15 protein-coding genes and 1 tRNA gene are annotated in these 15,176 nt (G+C 65.8%); 13 read left to right on the top strand and 3 right to left on the bottom strand.

Annotated elements, in window-relative coordinates; translation table 11 throughout:
• Positions 1 to 145: 145 nt before the first annotated feature.
• Positions 146 to 271, bottom strand: a complete 126-nt coding sequence (gene ykgO / locus RID11_RS18660) for a type B 50S ribosomal protein L36 (protein ID WP_050663377.1) — start codon at positions 269 to 271, stop codon at positions 146 to 148.
• Between the two features lie 78 nt (positions 272 to 349).
• Positions 350 to 424 (bottom strand) — tRNA-Val (locus RID11_RS18655).
• A 146-nt stretch (positions 425 to 570) separates the two neighbouring features.
• On the opposite strand from RID11_RS18655, the gene RID11_RS18650 reads away from it, so the two are divergent.
• Positions 571 to 1,434, top strand: a complete 864-nt coding sequence (locus RID11_RS18650; protein ID WP_350141778.1) for an N-formylglutamate amidohydrolase — start codon at positions 571 to 573, stop codon at positions 1,432 to 1,434.
• A 248-nt stretch (positions 1,435 to 1,682) separates the two neighbouring features.
• On the opposite strand, the gene RID11_RS18645 is transcribed toward RID11_RS18650, so the two are convergent.
• Positions 1,683 to 2,936, bottom strand: a complete 1,254-nt coding sequence (locus RID11_RS18645) for a DNA polymerase IV (RefSeq protein WP_350141776.1) — start codon at positions 2,934 to 2,936, stop codon at positions 1,683 to 1,685.
• 105 nt (positions 2,937 to 3,041) lie between these two features.
• Between RID11_RS18645 and ybgC the strand changes: the two genes are divergently transcribed.
• From ybgC to RID11_RS18585, 12 genes are all read left to right on the top strand, one after another.
• Positions 3,042 to 3,431, top strand: a complete 390-nt coding sequence (gene ybgC / locus RID11_RS18640) for a tol-pal system-associated acyl-CoA thioesterase (RefSeq protein ID WP_350141775.1) — start codon at positions 3,042 to 3,044, stop codon at positions 3,429 to 3,431.
• A 113-nt stretch (positions 3,432 to 3,544) separates the two neighbouring features.
• On the top strand, positions 3,545 to 4,240 hold the full coding sequence (gene tolQ / locus RID11_RS18635) for a protein TolQ (RefSeq protein WP_350141774.1): 696 nt from the start codon (positions 3,545 to 3,547) through the stop codon (positions 4,238 to 4,240).
• Positions 4,241 to 4,243: 3 nt separating this feature from the next.
• The gene (gene tolR / locus RID11_RS18630; protein WP_350141772.1) at positions 4,244 to 4,717 is read left to right on the top strand and encodes a protein TolR; all 474 of its coding nucleotides are present in this window, start codon (positions 4,244 to 4,246) and stop codon (positions 4,715 to 4,717) included.
• A 13-nt stretch (positions 4,718 to 4,730) separates the two neighbouring features.
• Positions 4,731 to 5,861, top strand: coding sequence for a cell envelope integrity protein TolA (gene tolA, locus RID11_RS18625; RefSeq protein ID WP_350141770.1), 1,131 nt, complete (start codon positions 4,731 to 4,733; stop codon positions 5,859 to 5,861).
• Positions 5,858 to 7,183 (top strand): Tol-Pal system beta propeller repeat protein TolB, encoded by a 1,326-nt coding sequence (gene tolB / locus RID11_RS18620; protein WP_350141768.1) that lies wholly within the window; start codon positions 5,858 to 5,860, stop codon positions 7,181 to 7,183. Before tolA ends, tolB begins: the two co-directional genes overlap by 4 nt.
• A gap of 79 nt (positions 7,184 to 7,262) precedes the next feature.
• Positions 7,263 to 7,769, top strand: coding sequence for a peptidoglycan-associated lipoprotein Pal (pal, locus tag RID11_RS18615; protein WP_350141766.1), 507 nt, complete (start codon positions 7,263 to 7,265; stop codon positions 7,767 to 7,769).
• A gap of 20 nt (positions 7,770 to 7,789) precedes the next feature.
• Positions 7,790 to 8,629, top strand: coding sequence for a tol-pal system protein YbgF (ybgF, locus tag RID11_RS18610; protein WP_350141764.1), 840 nt, complete (start codon positions 7,790 to 7,792; stop codon positions 8,627 to 8,629).
• The gene (gene tilS / locus RID11_RS18605; protein WP_350141762.1) at positions 8,626 to 9,879 is read left to right on the top strand and encodes a tRNA lysidine(34) synthetase TilS; all 1,254 of its coding nucleotides are present in this window, start codon (positions 8,626 to 8,628) and stop codon (positions 9,877 to 9,879) included. Before ybgF ends, tilS begins: the two co-directional genes overlap by 4 nt.
• Positions 9,880 to 9,956: 77 nt before the next feature.
• Positions 9,957 to 11,879 (top strand): ATP-dependent zinc metalloprotease FtsH, encoded by a 1,923-nt coding sequence (gene ftsH, locus RID11_RS18600; protein WP_350141863.1) that lies wholly within the window; start codon positions 9,957 to 9,959, stop codon positions 11,877 to 11,879.
• Positions 11,880 to 11,941: 62 nt separating this feature from the next.
• Positions 11,942 to 12,661, top strand: a complete 720-nt coding sequence (locus RID11_RS18595; RefSeq protein ID WP_502949366.1) for a methyltransferase domain-containing protein — start codon at positions 11,942 to 11,944, stop codon at positions 12,659 to 12,661.
• A gap of 53 nt (positions 12,662 to 12,714) precedes the next feature.
• Positions 12,715 to 13,320, top strand: coding sequence for an MOSC domain-containing protein (locus RID11_RS18590; RefSeq protein ID WP_350141759.1), 606 nt, complete (start codon positions 12,715 to 12,717; stop codon positions 13,318 to 13,320).
• 154 nt (positions 13,321 to 13,474) lie between these two features.
• Positions 13,475 to 15,151, top strand: coding sequence for a formate--tetrahydrofolate ligase (locus tag RID11_RS18585; protein WP_350141757.1), 1,677 nt, complete (start codon positions 13,475 to 13,477; stop codon positions 15,149 to 15,151).
• Positions 15,152 to 15,176: the final 25 nt, after the last annotated feature.

Below are 15,176 nucleotides of genomic sequence, written 5' to 3'. Positions count from 1 at the left end.
CTGATGTGTCGCAGGATCGCCGCCACCTAAGCGCAGCGCGCGGCGCGCGGCAAGGGCATGTGGCGGGCGCGCCAAAGAAAAACCCCGCCCAAGTCGGGGGCGGGGTTTCGATTTCTGCCGGGTGCGGTTGCACCGGGTGCCGGGGTCAGCCCTGGCGGGCCTTGAACCGGGGCTGCGACTTGTTGATGACGTAGACGCGGCCTTTGCGGCGCACGACACGGCAATCGCGGTGCCGGTTCTTGAGCGAACGCAGCGAATTACGAACCTTCATGGTCGTCTCCTGTCTGTCGTGGCGCGGGCCAGCGCCTTGGGTTACGGGTGTTCCGCGGGGTGCGAAACAGTGAATTCATGGTGGGCGATACAAGGTTCGAACTTGTGACCCCTTCGATGTCAACGAAGTGCTCTACCGCTGAGCTAATCGCCCATGAATGCCAGTCAGACCTTGCGCCCCAACGAATAGGGGCGCGGAAGCCCGCGCCGGTTCGCTGGTCTATAAAAGGAGTCGGAGAGGGGATCAAGGGCTTTTAGATGCGCAATTTAGGTCTATTATGACTTTCAAGAGGAGCGCGCATGCCGAAGGCCGCCTATCACCTGACCCATCCCGAGCGGCGCACCACGTCGGTGGTGTTCGCCTCGCCGCATAGTGGGCGCGATTACCCCTGGACTTTCCTGCGGCGCACCACGCTGAACGAGCATTCGGTGCGCTCATCCGAGGATGCGTTTGTCGATCAGCTGTTTGATTGTGCGCCGCGTGCGGGCGCGCCGTTTATCCGGGCGGGTGCGCCGCGCGCCTATGTCGATCTCAACCGCAGCGCGGACGAGCTTGATCCGGCGCTGATCGAGGGGGTGAGCCGTCAGGGGCACAATCCGCGCGTGGCCTCGGGGCTGGGGGTGATTCCCCGGGTGGTGGCGAACGGGCAGGCGATCTATTCCGGCAAGCTGAGCATGGTCGAGGCGCGGCACCGGATCGAGACCTATTGGCGGCCTTATCACACGGCGTTGCAAGGGCAGCTTGATCAGGCGCATCTGATGTTCGGCGAGGCGATTCTGGTGGATTGCCATTCGATGCCGCATGAGGCGATGGATGCGGTTGCGCGGCGCGGTGTGCGCCGCCCCGAGATCGTTCTGGGTGACCGGTTCGGGGCTACCGCAGATGGCGCGGTGGTGGACCGGATCGAGGAGGTGTTCACCCGGGCCGGGCTGGTGGTGACGCGCAACTCGCCGTTTGCCGGGGCCTATATCACGCAGGCATATGGGCGTCCGTCGCGGGGGCGGCACGCGGTGCAGATCGAGATTGATCGCTCGCTTTACATGAATGAGCGGCTGATCCGGCCGAACGGGAATTTCGAGGCGTTCCGGCGGCTGATGCGCGACGTGGTGCGCGAGATCGCCGATATCGGGCGTTCGGACGCGGTGCCGCTGGCGGCGGAGTAAGGGGTGGCTTTTTGGCCTTGAGCCGACATTGCCGTGAGCCGCGCATCGTCGTGCCGCAGTGTGGCGATCCTACGCTAGTTTGGCAGTGCTTTATGCCAGCCAGCCCGAAAAACATCTAAGCGCAGAGCAGGTTGCAGCCAAATCGCCGCGCCGGGGGGCGGCACGGCGATGCGCGGCGGCCTTCGGCCGCGTTTCGCGCAGGGACATAACGGCCAAGGTCCGCCTCAGGCCAAACCCACCCACGTGCCCTACCGCAGTGCCCGTCCCTTGAGGATCGCATCCGGCCCGAATTTCGAGCGGATTGCGTCCGTGGCGCGTTCCGCCTCGGCGCGGCGGGCGGCTTGCGGGTCGAGCAGGTCGCCGGAGCGGTCGGCGCCGTCCTCTGGCACGAGATCGGACAGCCCGACGCCAATCAGCCGGTAGGCGGCACCCTGCGGCACCTGATCCATCAGCGCGCGCGCTGCACGGTAGAGCGTGTCGGCCATTTGCGTCGCGTCCCGCAGGCTCTGGCGGCGGGTCAGCAGCGAATGATCGGCGCGCTTGAGCTTGAGCGTGACGACACGGCCCGCGATGCCCTTGGCCTTGGCCCGGTCCGCCACCTTTTCCGACAGCCGCCACAGGTGCCCGTCGAGCAGGTCGAGGTCGGCGGTATCCTCGGAAAACGTGGTCTCGTTTGAGATCGACTTGACCGGCGCGTTGGCGGCGACGCGCCGACGATCCTGCCCGCGCGCGAGATGCCAGAGCCGGTCGCCCATCGACCCGAAGCGCGCGATCAGGTCGCGCTGTTCCCAGCGCAGCAGATCGGCGAAGGTATGGATTCCCGCGCCGTTCAGTGCCTTCAAGGTCGATTGACCGACGCCCCAGATCAGGCTGACGGGCTTGTCGCGCAGGAACTCGTCCGTTTCCCCTGCGCCGATCACCGAAAACCCATGCGGCTTGTCGAGATCCGAGGCGATCTTGGCGAGAAACTTGTTATGGCTGAGGCCGATGGAGCCGGTCACGCCCAACTCATCCCGCATCCGCCGGACGAGACGGGCAAGCATCACGGCAGGGGGCGCGCCATGCAGCCGCGCGGTGCCGGTGAGATCGAGAAACGCCTCGTCGAGCGAGAGCGGCTCGACCGCCGGGGTGAGGTCGAGCATCATCGCGCGGATGGCGCGCGACACGTCCGCATAGACCTCCATCCGGGGGCGGATGACCACTGCCTCGGGGCAGAGCCGCAGCGCCTGAAACATCGGCATGGCCGAGCGCACACCGCGTATGCGGGCGATGTAGCAGGCGGTCGAGACCACGCCGCGCCGCCCGCCGCCGATGATCAGCGGCTTGTCGGCGAGATCCGGGTTGTCGCGTTTCTCGACGCTGGCATAGAAGGCATCGCAATCCATATGCGCGATCGACAGGTCCCAGAGTTCGGGATGCGACGCGACGCGCGGGCTGCCGCAGGCGGGGCAGCGGCGGGCGTCGTCGAATCGGGTCAGGCAATCGCGGCAGAGGCTGGGCATGATGCGGGCAGATTATCTCAGTTTGAGCGGCTTGGCAGCCATTTGATGGTGCTTGTCTGTCGTGCAGGCGCGGCATAGGGTCCGCGCGACCAAGGAGTGCCCGCCATGACCCACCGTTTCCACGTCCGCGTCTATTACGAGGATACCGATATGGGCGGTATCGTCTACCACGCCAACTACCTCAAGTTCATCGAACGTGCGCGCAGTGCGTGGGTGCGTGATCTGGGGATAGATCAGAACGCGATGCGCGAGCGCGATGGGGTGATTTTCGCGGTGCGCCGGGTCGAGGCGGATTATCTGGGGCCTGCCAAATTCGACGATACGCTCGAGGTCGAGACGCGCACGGTGCAGGTCACCGGCGCGCGGCTGGTGATGGAACAGGTGGTCACGCGCGGTGCGACGCGGCTGTTTCAGGCGCTGGTGACGGTGGTCTGCGTGAATGAGGCGGGGCAGCCAGCGCGGCTTCCGGCGAATATCCGCCTGCAACTTCACTGATCGGTGCGATCACGCCTGTTTTGATGCGGATATGTTGGCTTTCCCTCTGGAAATAGGGTAAGTTCGCCCCCAATAAGGCGGGAAAACCGGCCAAACCTATAAAGAGCAGGCAGATGGAAGCAGAAACCCTGGCATTGGCACAGGAGATGGATTTCTCCATGTGGGCGTTGTTCGCGCGCTCCACCCTCGTTGTGAAACTCGTGATGTTGTTGCTGATCGTGGCCTCGTTCTGGGCCTGGTCGATCATCATCCAGAAACTGATCACCTATCGCAAGGCGCGGCGCGAGGCCGAGATCTTCGACCGGCGGTTCTGGTCGGGCGAGCCGCTCGATGGGCTGTTTGACGAGATCGGACCCGAGCCCGACGGGCATTTCGAGCGGATTTTCGCGGCGGGCATGATGGAATGGCGGCGCAGTCACCGCACCGATGGCGCGCTGATCGCCGGGGCGACGGCGCGGATCGACCGTAGCATGGACGTGGCGATTGCCAAGGAATCCGAGAGCCTGCAAAGCGGCTTGCAGGTGCTGGCGACGGTGGGCTCTACCGCGCCGTTCATCGGGCTCTTTGGCACGGTCTGGGGGATCATGCATTCCTTTATCAATATCGCCGAGCAGCAGAACACCAATCTGGCCGTGGTGGCACCGGGCATCGCCGAGGCGTTGCTGGCGACCGGTCTGGGCCTGCTCGCGGCGATTCCGGCGGTGATCTTCTACAACAAGCTGAGTGCCGATGCCGACCGCATCGTGGCCAGCTATGAGGCCTTTGCCGACGAGTTCGCCACCATCCTCAGCCGTCAGTTGGACAGCTAGGCCATGAGCGCGGGTGTCGTTCAGAAATCCGGCGATCAGGGACGGCGCAGGCGCGGGCGGGGCCGCTCGCGGCCGATGGCCGAGATCAATGTCACGCCGTTTGTCGACGTGATGCTGGTGCTGTTGATCATCTTCATGGTGGCGGCGCCCCTGATGGTGGTGGGCGTGCCGGTGCAACTGCCCGAGACCGCCGCCAATTCCCTGCCGAGCGAGGAAGAAGAGCCGCTGACCGTGACGGTTACGGCGGATGGCACGGTGATGATCCAGACCACCGAGGTGCCGCGCGGCGATCTGGTGGCGCGGCTGCGCGCGATTGCCACCGAGCGCGACGGCACGCGGGTGTTTCTGCGCGCGGATGGCGCGGTGCCCTATTCGGACGTGATGCAGGTGATGGGTGCGCTCAATCGCGGCGGTTTCGGCAATATCGGGCTGGTGACGGATGCTGGCGGGCCCGCGCTTGACGGGCAGGGCGGCTAGGGGCGCGACTGGTGTGAATACCGGGCAGATCATATCGGGGGCGGGTCATCTGGCATTGATCGGATGGGCCCTCATCGGGGGTGTGTTCCAATCCGCGCCGCCACCCTTCGAGGTGGTGCAGGCGACGGCCGTTTCCGAAGAGGAATTCGCAGCCATCATGGACCGCCAGAGCGCGCCCGATGCGGTGGCCGATGTCGATACCCCCGAGCCGCCCGCGCCGGGCGAGGCGGCACCGAGCCTGAGTTCCGAGGCCGATACGCCGCCCGAGGCGGCACAGCCGGATGCCAATGAGGCCTCGCCGCCCGATCCCGCGCCTGATGTGTCGCAGATCACGCCGCCCGCGCCCGCCGAGGTCGAGGATGCACCGCCCGTCATGGAGGTGCCGCAGGAGGATACGGCCGTGATGGTGCCCGAGGTCTCGCCCCGCCCGCAGCCGCGCCCCGCGCCGCGCGTCGCCCCCGAAGCGGTGGAGCGCCCCGAGCCGGATGTGCGCGTGGATGACGTGGCAAGCCCTGAGGTGACCCCCGATGAGGGCGCCGAGAGCGTTGAGGAACCGTCGGAGGCCACGGCCCCGGAAGAGGCCGCGACCGAAATCGTGACCGAGGCGGAGGAACCGGCGCAGGCCGCGCCCTCGGCCTCGGTGCGCCCGCGCTCGCGCCCCGCGCGCCCGGAGGCCGTGGCAGAAGCTACGCCGGAGGAAACACCGCAGCCCGAAGCGACACCGGAGCCCGAAACACCCGCCACGGATCAAGGTGCTGTCAACGACGCGCTTGCGGCGGCCTTGGGCGAAGCGCAGCAAAGCACCGAGGCCCCGAGTGGCCCGCCCCTGACGGGGGGCGAGAAGGACGCGCTGCGCGTCGCCGTGCAGCGCTGCTGGAACGTCGGCAGCCTGAGTTCAGAGGCACTGCGCACCACCGTTGTCGTGGGCGTGCAGATGGCCGAGAGCGGCAAGCCCGAGATCGGCTCGATTCGCATGCTGAGTGCCTCGGGCGGCGGCGATGCGGCGGCGAAACAGGCATTTGAGGCGGCCCGGCGGGCGATTATCCGCTGTGGTAATGACGGGTTCGACCTGCCGGTCGAGAAATACGATCACTGGCGTGATATCGAAATGACATTCAATCCGGAGAACATGAGGATCAAATGATGCGGTATATGATGAGCCTCCTTGCGGCGCTGATGATTTGGGCGCTGCCCGCGATTGCGCAGGATAGCGGCCCGCTTCGGATCGAGATCACCGAGGGTGTGATCGAGCCGATGCCCTACGCGGTGCCGGATTTCGTCGGAGAGAATGCGGCGGCCACCGAGATGGGGCGCAATCTGGCGCGGGTCATCGCGTCGGACCTGAGCGGCACGGGGCTGTTCCGGGAAATCCCGGCGGAGGCGCATATCAGCCGGATCACCAGCTTTGAGAGCCCGGTGCAATATGCCGACTGGCGCGCGGTCAAGGCGCAGGCGCTGATCACCGGCGCGGTGAGCGTCGAGGGGTCGGGGCGTCTGGTGGTGAAATTCCGCATCTACGATGTCTTTGCCGGGCAAGAGCTGGGCAACGGGCTGCAATTCGTCGGCACGCAGGATGGCTGGCGGCGGATCGCGCACAAGGTGGCCGATCAGGTCTATTCCCGGATCACCGGCGAGGGCGGGTATTTCGACAGCCGGGTGGTCTATGTGGCCGAGAGTGGCCCCAAGGATCAGCGCGCCAAGCGGCTGGCGATCATGGATTATGACGGCGCGAATGTGCAGTATCTGACGGACAGTTCCAGCCTTGTGCTTGCGCCGCGCTTTTCGCCCTCGGGTGATCGGGTGCTTTATACCAGCTACGAGACCGGCTTTCCGCGGATCTACGTGCTGGACGTGGCCAGCGTGGGCCGCCGCGTGCTGCCGACGATGGATGGCACGATGAGTTTCGCGCCGCGTTTCGCGCCGGACGGGCGCACGGTGGTCTATTCGCTGACGCAAGGCGGCAATACCGATCTCTACCAGATGGATATCGGCAGTGGCGAGAGTACGCGGCTGACCAATGCGCCCTCGATCGAGACCGCCCCCAGCTATAGCCCGGATGGCCGGCAGATCGTGTTCGAGAGTGACCGCTCGGGCACGCCGCAGATTTATATCATGCCCGCAGGTGGTGGCGAGGCGCGGCGGATCAGTTTCGGGCAGGGGCGCTATGGCACGCCGGTCTGGTCGCCGCGCGGTGATCTGATCGCCTTTACCAAGCAATCCAAGGGCCGGTTCCATATCGGCGTGATGCGCACCGATGGCAGCGAAGAGCGGCTGCTGACCGCGTCCTTCCTTGATGAGGGGCCGACATGGGCGCCGAACGGCCGGGTGATCATGTTCACCCGCGAGACCCAGGGCGCGCAGGGGCAGGCGCGGCTCTATTCGGTGGATATCTCGGGGCGCAACCTCAAGCAGGTGCAGACCAGTGGCGGGGCAAGTGATCCGTCCTGGGGGCCGCTTCAGAACTGACGATGCACGGCCCGCGTTTCCTTGGGGCGCGGGCTGTGGTAAACAAGACCCGAGGCCATGAAAACAAACGGGGCAAGAAATGACCTATCTGAGCAAGACACTGATTTTGTGTGCGGGGCTGGCGCTTGCCGCCTGTACCAATCCCGACCGGTTCGAGAACCAGAATACCGTCGATCTGAATGGCGGCGCGGGGCTTGCGGGCTCGGCGCAGGATCCGACATCGCCAGCCTATTTCCAAGAGACGATCGGCGACCGGGTTCTGTTCGCCGTCGATCAGTCGAGCCTGAGCGATGCCGCGCAGGCGACGCTGAACGGGCAGGCGAACTGGCTGGGGTCGAACCCCGATTACACCGCCGTGATCGAAGGCCATGCCGATGAGCAGGGTACGCGGGAATACAACCTCGCGCTTGGCGCGCGCCGGGCCAATGCGGTGCAGGAATACCTGATAAGCCGGGGCGTTGCGTCGAACCGCCTGAAGGTGGTGAGCTATGGCAAGGAGCGCCCGATCGAGATTTGCAGCGAGGAAAGCTGTTACACGCAGAACCGCCGCGCGGTGACGGTGCTTGCCGCCGGTCTGGGTAGCTGATCCGACGATTTGGGGGCCACATGCGCTATCTTGCCGTAACACTCGCCGCCACGCTGGCCCTTGCCCCGATGGGGGCGGGGGCGCAGAGCACCGAAACCCTTGCCGATATCCGGCAGGAGCTGTCGGTGCTGTTCGTCGAGTTGAAGAAACTGCGGCGCGAGTTGAGCACCACGGGCGGGGCGAGCCAGCCATCGGGTGGTGGCTCGATCCTCGACCGGGTGAATGCGATCGAGAGCGAGGTGCAGCGCCTGACCTCCAAGACCGAGGAGCTTGAGTTTCGCATCGACCGGGTGGTGACGGATGGCACCAACCGCGTCGGCGATCTGGAATTCCGGCTGTGCGAGTTGGAGCCCGACTGCGATATCTCGGGTCTTGAGACGGGCGATACCCTTGGCGGGGTGGAGCCTGACACGGGCGGTGGTGGCCGAGCGATTGCCCCGGTGCCGGATGAGGGCAGCGGTGACGGGCCGCAGCTTGCCGTGGGCGAGCGCGACGATTTCGAGCGCGCGCAAGCCGCGCTCGAGGCGGGTGATCATGCGGCGGCGGCGGAGCAGTTCGCGGCCTTTCAGCAGGCCTATCCCGGTGGGCCGCTGAGTGGGCAGGCCGGATTGCTGCGCGGTGAGGCGCTGGAGGCGGCGGGCCGCAAGAGCGATGCCGCGCGGGCCTATCTCGAGACGTTCAGTGCAGCCCCCGACGGTGATCAGGCCCCGGAGGCGCTGTTTCGTCTGGGTCGCTCGCTGGGGCAGCTTGGCCAGACCGACGAGGCCTGTGTGACACTTGGGCAGGTCGCGACGCGCTATCCTGATGCGGCGGCAGTCGAGGATGCGCAGGCGGAAATGACCCGGCTCGGCTGTTCGTGACGGCGGACGGGTCGGACATCCGTCACAGTCTCACGCGCCATTTTCACCCCGGCGTGCCGGGGGTGATCGGCGTGGCCGTGTCGGGCGGCAGCGATTCCCTTGCCTTGTTATACCTGCTGCATGACTGGCACTGCGACGGCGGCCCGGATGTGCGGGCGGCAACCGTCGATCACGGGCTGCGGGCCGAGGCGGCGGCGGAGGCGACAGAGGTCGCGCGCATCTGTGCCGGTCTGGGCATCGCCCATGACACGCTGACATGGCGGGGCCATGACGGCGCGGGCAACCTGGCCGACCGTGCCCGGCGCGCGCGCTATGCGCTGCTGACCGAGTGGGCGGGGGGGCATGGCATTGCGGATATCGCCGTGGGCCATACCGAGGATGATCTGGCCGAGACCTTTCTGATGCGGCTGGCGCGCGGGGCCGGGGTGGATGGGCTGGCGGCGATGCGGGATCGCTGGTCGCAGGCCGGTGTGACCTTTCACCGCCCTCTGCTCGGGCAGGGGCGCGAGGATCTCAGGGACTTGCTGCGCGCGCGCGGCGTGGCTTGGGTGGATGACCCCACCAACAGCGATGCGGCCTATGAGCGTGCGCGCACCCGTGCCGCGCTGGCTGCGCTGGCCCCGCTTGGCATCGACGCAGGGGCGCTGGCCGCCACGGCGCGGAAAATGGCCGGCGTGCGCACGGCGCTTTATCATCAGGCGCATCGGCTGGCGCAGGACGATGTGCGGATCGAGGCGGGCGATGTGGTGATCGCACGGACCGCCTTGCGGGACATGCCGGACGAGGCGGCGCGGCGCATCCTTCAGACCGCGCTGCGCTGGATCAACGGGGCGGAGTATCCGCCGCGCGGCCCGGCCATGACGCAGTTTCTGGCGGCGGCGCGGGGCGGGGAGGCGATGACCCTGCAGGGCTGTTACATGCAGGCGCAGGGCGAGATGCTGCGTATCGGACGGGAATATAACGCAGTGGCTGGGCAGCGCGTGCCGCAGGGGCAGGTCTGGGACGGGCGCTGGTGCATCGACGGGCCGGAGGTGGCGGAGGCCGAGGTCGCCGCACTTGGCCCCGAAGGACTGCGCGCCTGTCCCGATTGGCGCGCGGGCGGCCTGCCGCATGGCGCGGCGATGGCGAGCCCGGCGCTCTGGCGCGGCGACGAATTGCTGGCGGCCCCGCTTGCGGGATGGCCGAACGGCTATGGCACAAGGCTCATCCGCGACGGTGCGTCCTACTTCGACGCGTTATTATCTCATTGAACATGGGATTGTGATGTCTATTTAAGAACGGTGCACCCCGTGCTATGAGCGGGGAACCGAATTTTGGGAGAAAACTCTTGGGCAACGCAAGAAACATCGCCTTCTGGCTGGTCCTGTTCCTGTTGATCCTCGCGCTGTTCAACCTGTTCAGCGGCTCGGGCAACACGCTGCAAAGCCGTGCGGTGCCGTATTCCGAGTTTGTGGCAGCCGTTGATGACGGCGCGGTGAGCCAGGTCACGCTGGATGGCGAGACGGTGCGCTATCGCGGGGCCGATGGGCAGGATTACACCACGATCAAGCCGCAGGATGCCGAGATCACGCAACAGCTGATCGATCAGGGCGTGCCGGTCAAGGCCGAGAGCCAGGAGCAGTCCGGCTTTCAGACCTTCCTCGTGTCGCTGCTGCCCTTCCTGCTGCTGATCGGCGTGTGGATCTATTTCATGAACCGCATGCAGGGTGGTGGCAAAGGCGGGGCCATGGGCTTTGGCAAATCCAAGGCCAAGATGCTGACCGAAAAGCATGGCCGCGTGACGTTTGACGATGTGGCAGGCATCGACGAGGCCAAGGAAGAGCTGGAAGAGATCGTGGAATTCCTGCGTAACCCGCAGAAATTCTCGCGCCTTGGTGGCAAGATTCCCAAGGGTGCGCTGCTGGTGGGCCCTCCGGGCACCGGTAAGACGCTGCTGGCGCGCGCCATCGCGGGCGAGGCCGGTGTGCCGTTCTTCACCATCTCGGGCTCGGACTTTGTCGAGATGTTCGTCGGTGTCGGCGCAAGCCGTGTGCGTGACATGTTCGAGCAGGCCAAGAAGAACGCGCCCTGTATCGTTTTCATCGACGAGATCGACGCGGTCGGTCGTCACCGTGGCGCGGGCTATGGCGGCGGCAATGACGAGCGCGAGCAGACGCTCAACCAGTTGCTGGTCGAGATGGACGGGTTCGAGAGCAATGAAGGTGTGATCATCATCGCCGCGACGAACCGCAAGGACGTGCTTGACCCCGCATTGCTGCGCCCGGGCCGCTTTGACCGGCAGGTCACCGTGCCCAACCCCGACATCAAGGGCCGTGAGAAGATCCTCGGCGTGCATGCCCGCAAGACGCCGCTGGGCCCGGATGTGGAAATGCGCCTGATCGCGCGCGGCACGCCCGGTTTCTCGGGGGCCGATCTGGCCAACCTCGTGAACGAGGCCGCGCTGATGGCCGCGCGGGTGGGCCGCCGCTTTGTCACCATGGTCGATTTCGAGAATGCGAAAGACAAGGTGATGATGGGGGCCGAGCGCCGCTCGATGGTGCTGACCGACGATCAGAAGGAAAAGACCGCCTATCACGAGGCCGGGCACGCGGTGGTGGGGCTGGCCCTGCCGAAATGCGATCCGGTCTACAAGGCCACGATCATCCCGCGCGGTGGTGCGCTGGGCATGGTGGTCAGCCTGCCGGAGATCGACCGGCTGAACTGGCACAAGGCCGAATGCGAGCAGAAGCTGACCATGACCATGGCCGGCAAGGCGGCCGAAATCCTCAGATACGGCGAGGAGAACGTCTCGAACGGGCCGGCGGGCGACATTCAGCAGGCCAGCGGACTGGCCCGCGCGATGGTGATGCGCTGGGGCATGTCCGACAAGGTCGGCAATGTCGATTACGAGCAGGCGCATGAAGGCTACATGGGCAATGGTGCCGGTGGGTTCTCGATTTCCGCCCATACCAAGGAGCTGATCGAGGACGAGGTCAAGCGCATGATCGACACGGCCTATCAGGAGGCCAAGTCGATCCTCGAAGAACGCCGCGACGAATGGGAGCGGCTTGCCGAGGGGCTGCTGGAATACGAGACCCTGACCGGCGAGGAAATCAACCGCGTCATTCGCGGCGAGCCGCCCGAGGCGGGCGATGATGACGGGGGCGCGGCAGAGGCCGCAAAACCGTCGGTCACCGCCATTCCCAAGACCAAGCCCAAATCCTCGCCCGGGTCGGGTGATGGCGGGCTGGAGCCCGAGCCCTCGACGTGAGCGCGACGCTTGCAAAAGCAGACTGGAATCCCGGGGCCTATGCAAGGTTCCGGGATCAGCGTTTGCGCCCCGCTCTCGACCTGCTGAATGCGGTCGGGCAGATGGGGGCCGGGGATGTGGTCGATCTGGGCTGCGGCAACGGGGTGATGGCAGAGGCGCTGCGCGCGCGCGGCGCCGGGCGCGGGCTGACGGGGGTGGATGCCAGCCCCGCCATGCTGGAAAAGGCCCGCGCGAGCGGCGCCTATGATGCGCTGCAACAGGCCGATATCGCCGACTGGCACCCGCGTCAGGCCCCCGGTCTGATCTATTCCAACGCCGCGTTGCATTGGGTGGGCAACCACGAGAGCCTGATGCCGCGGCTTGCCGCGATGCTGAGCAAGGGCGGCACGCTGGCCGTGCAGATGCCGCATCAGAACAAGGCTCCGTCGCATCGCGTCTGGTTGACGCTGGCCGAAGAGCTTGTTCCCGGACGGGTCGAGAAGATGGGCACGCCCGGTGTCATGGCCCCGGTGAAATACGAGGAATTGCTGGCACCCCTGGGGCAGTTCCGCCTGTGGGAAACCGATTATTACCAGCGCCTGACCGCCGAGCCGGGCAGCCACCCGGTGCGCCGCTATACCGAGAGCACCTATGCGCGCCCGGTGCTGGCGATGCTGGAGCCCGAGGAGAAGGCCGACATCATCCGCCGCTACGAGGAGGTGATGCACACCGCCTATCCGGTGCGCGCCGATGGCACGGTGCTGTTCCCGTTCCGGCGGATGTTCTTTACCCTCACGGTCTGAGCCTGTGGCCGCCGTTGTATGAGTATTTCTGGCAAGACGAAGCGGGGGCGGGCATGCCGGCATTGAAACCGACGGAGTATACCGGGCGGATCGCCTGGATCGGGCGGGTTGCGGATCGGGCGAGCAGCCTTGCGGCGGAGCCGTTGAGCGAGGTTTCCGTCAGCTATGCCGGGATCGCGGGGGAAGAGCATGCGGGGCTGACGCGCCCCTCGTGCAGCCGGGTGGTGGCGCAGTATCCCAAGGGCACGGAGATCCGCAATGTGCGGCAGTTTTCCGTGCTGTCGGTCGAAGAGCTTGCCGCGATTGCCGCCAAGATGGGCGTCGACCGGATTGATCCGGCTTGGGTAGGGGCCTCGCTGGTGGTCGAGGGTATTCCCGATTTCACCCATCTGCCGCCGTCGTCGCGGTTGCAGGGGCCGGATGGCGTGACGCTGGTGGTGGATATGGAAAACCGCCCCTGTCACCTGCCCGCCAAGGTGATCGACGCGCATCTGCCGGGGGTCGGCGGGCGGTTCAAGGCGGCGGCACAGGGGCGGCGCGGGGTGACCGCCTGGGTCGAGCGTGAGGGGGTGTTGCGGCTGGGCGAGATGCTGAGGCTGCATATTCCCGATCAGCCTGCCTGGAGCGAGTTGGCGCGGGTGCGGGGCGAGATGCTGTGATCCCGCATGGCCTGTTTCCGATCAGAAACCGGGCTGCGGCATGCCGCCGCAAGCGAGGCGGGATGTGTCGGATTCGCATGCTGCGGGATGCGGCAAACTGGATATAGGCGGGTCAGTGCCACACCTTGCCCTGCGCAAAGCAAAAGGACCGACCATGAGCTACAAATCCGACATCGAGATCGCCCGCGAGGCGCAAAAGCGCCCCATCCAGGAAATCGGCGAAAAGCTGGGCATTTCCAGCGATCACCTGCTGCCCTACGGCCATGACAAGGCCAAGGTGAGCCAGGAGTTCATCAACTCGGTTCAGGGCAACAAGAGCGGCAAGCTGATCCTGGTGACCGCAATCAACCCGACGCCCGCAGGCGAGGGCAAGACCACCACCACGGTCGGTCTGGGCGACGGTCTGAACCGGATCGGCAAGAAGGCCACGGTCTGCATCCGCGAGGCGAGCCTCGGGCCGAATTTCGGCATGAAGGGCGGGGCTGCGGGCGGCGGCTATGCGCAGGTTGTCCCGATGGAGGACATGAACCTGCATTTCACCGGCGATTTTCACGCCATCACCAGCGCGCACAGCCTGCTGTCGGCGATGATCGACAACCACATCTACTGGGGCAACGAGCAGAACATCGACACCCGCCGCGTCGTGTGGCGCCGCGTGGTCGACATGAACGACCGGTCGCTGCGGCAGATCACCTCGTCGCTGGGCGGGGTCTCGAACGGCTTTGCACGCGAAGACGGGTTCGACATCACCGTCGCCTCGGAAGTCATGGCAATCCTGTGCCTGTCCAAGAACCTCAAGGATCTCGAAGAGCGTCTGGGCGCGATGATCGTCGCCTATCGCCGCGACAAGAGCCCGGTGTTCTGCCGCGACATCAAGGCCGAAGGTGCGATGACCGTTTTGCTCAAGGACGCGATGCAGCCCAACCTCGTGCAGACGCTGGAGAATAATCCGGCCTTTGTCCACGGTGGCCCGTTCGCCAATATTGCGCATGGCTGCAACTCGGTCATTGCCACCACCACCGCGCTCAAGCTGAGCGACTACGTGGTGACGGAGGCCGGTTTCGGGGCTGACCTGGGGGCCGAGAAGTTCATGAACATCAAGTGCCGCAAGGCCGGTCTTGCGCCCGATTGCGTGGTGATCGTGGCCACGGTGCGCGCGATGAAGATGAATGGCGGTGTGGCCAAGGCTGATCTGGGGGCCGAGAACGTGGAGGCCGTCAAGGCGGGCTGTCCGAACCTTGGTCGCCATATCGAGAACGTCAAATCGTTTGGCGTGCCGGTGGTCGTGGCGATCAACCACTTCGTCACCGATACCGATGCTGAGGTGGCCGCCGTTCAGGAGTATGTGGCGAGCCACGGGGCCGAGGCGGTTCTGTCGCGGCACTGGGAGCTGGGCTCTGAAGGGTCCGAGCCGCTGGCGAAAAAGGTGGTCGAGGTGGCCGAAGCCGGGAATGCCAATTTCGCCCCGCTCTATGCTGACGAGATGTCGCTGTTCGAGAAGATCGAAACGGTCGCCAAGCGGATCTACCGCGCCGACGAGGTGCTGGCCGATCAGAAGATCCGTAACCAGTTGAAGGACTGGGAAGATCAGGGATATGGCAACCTGCCGGTCTGCATGGCCAAGACGCAGTACAGCTTTACCACCGATCCGAACCGGCGCGGCGCGCCCACGGGCCATTCGGTACCGGTGCGCGAGGTGCGGATTTCGGCCGGTGCGGGCTTTATCGTGGTGGTCTGCGGTGAGATCATGACCATGCCCGGCCTGCCCTCGAAACCGGCGGCCGAGTCGATCCGGCTCAATGACGGTGGTCAGATCGAAGGGCTGTTCTGAGCCAGAACGCGGCGGCCCGCCCGGT

It is taken from the genome of Roseovarius sp. (genome assembly GCF_040219995.1).
In the GTDB taxonomy this organism is placed as follows: Bacteria; Pseudomonadota; Alphaproteobacteria; order Rhodobacterales; family Rhodobacteraceae; genus Roseovarius.
Note: the sequence above shows the minus strand (reverse complement) of the source record. Positions and strands in the feature narration are given on the sequence as shown.

Excerpts from the sequence above, each read along its gene's own strand:
- RID11_RS18585 (WP_350141757.1), top strand. The coding sequence starts at position 13,475 with ATGAGCTACAAATCCGACATCGAGATCGCCCGCGAGGCGCAAAAGCGC.
- tolQ (WP_350141774.1), top strand. The coding sequence starts at position 3,545 with ATGGAAGCAGAAACCCTGGCATTGGCACAGGAGATGGATTTCTCCATG.
- RID11_RS18645 (WP_350141776.1), bottom strand. The coding sequence starts at position 2,936 with ATGCCCAGCCTCTGCCGCGATTGCCTGACCCGATTCGACGACGCCCGC.
- ykgO (WP_050663377.1), bottom strand. The coding sequence starts at position 271 with ATGAAGGTTCGTAATTCGCTGCGTTCGCTCAAGAACCGGCACCGCGAT.
- tolB (WP_350141768.1), top strand. The coding sequence starts at position 5,858 with ATGATGCGGTATATGATGAGCCTCCTTGCGGCGCTGATGATTTGGGCG.
- ybgC (WP_350141775.1), top strand. The coding sequence starts at position 3,042 with ATGACCCACCGTTTCCACGTCCGCGTCTATTACGAGGATACCGATATG.
- ybgF (WP_350141764.1), top strand. The coding sequence starts at position 7,790 with ATGCGCTATCTTGCCGTAACACTCGCCGCCACGCTGGCCCTTGCCCCG.
- RID11_RS18590 (WP_350141759.1), top strand. The coding sequence starts at position 12,715 with ATGCCGGCATTGAAACCGACGGAGTATACCGGGCGGATCGCCTGGATC.
- RID11_RS18650 (WP_350141778.1), top strand. The coding sequence starts at position 571 with ATGCCGAAGGCCGCCTATCACCTGACCCATCCCGAGCGGCGCACCACG.
- tolR (WP_350141772.1), top strand. The coding sequence starts at position 4,244 with ATGAGCGCGGGTGTCGTTCAGAAATCCGGCGATCAGGGACGGCGCAGG.
- pal (WP_350141766.1), top strand. The coding sequence starts at position 7,263 with ATGACCTATCTGAGCAAGACACTGATTTTGTGTGCGGGGCTGGCGCTT.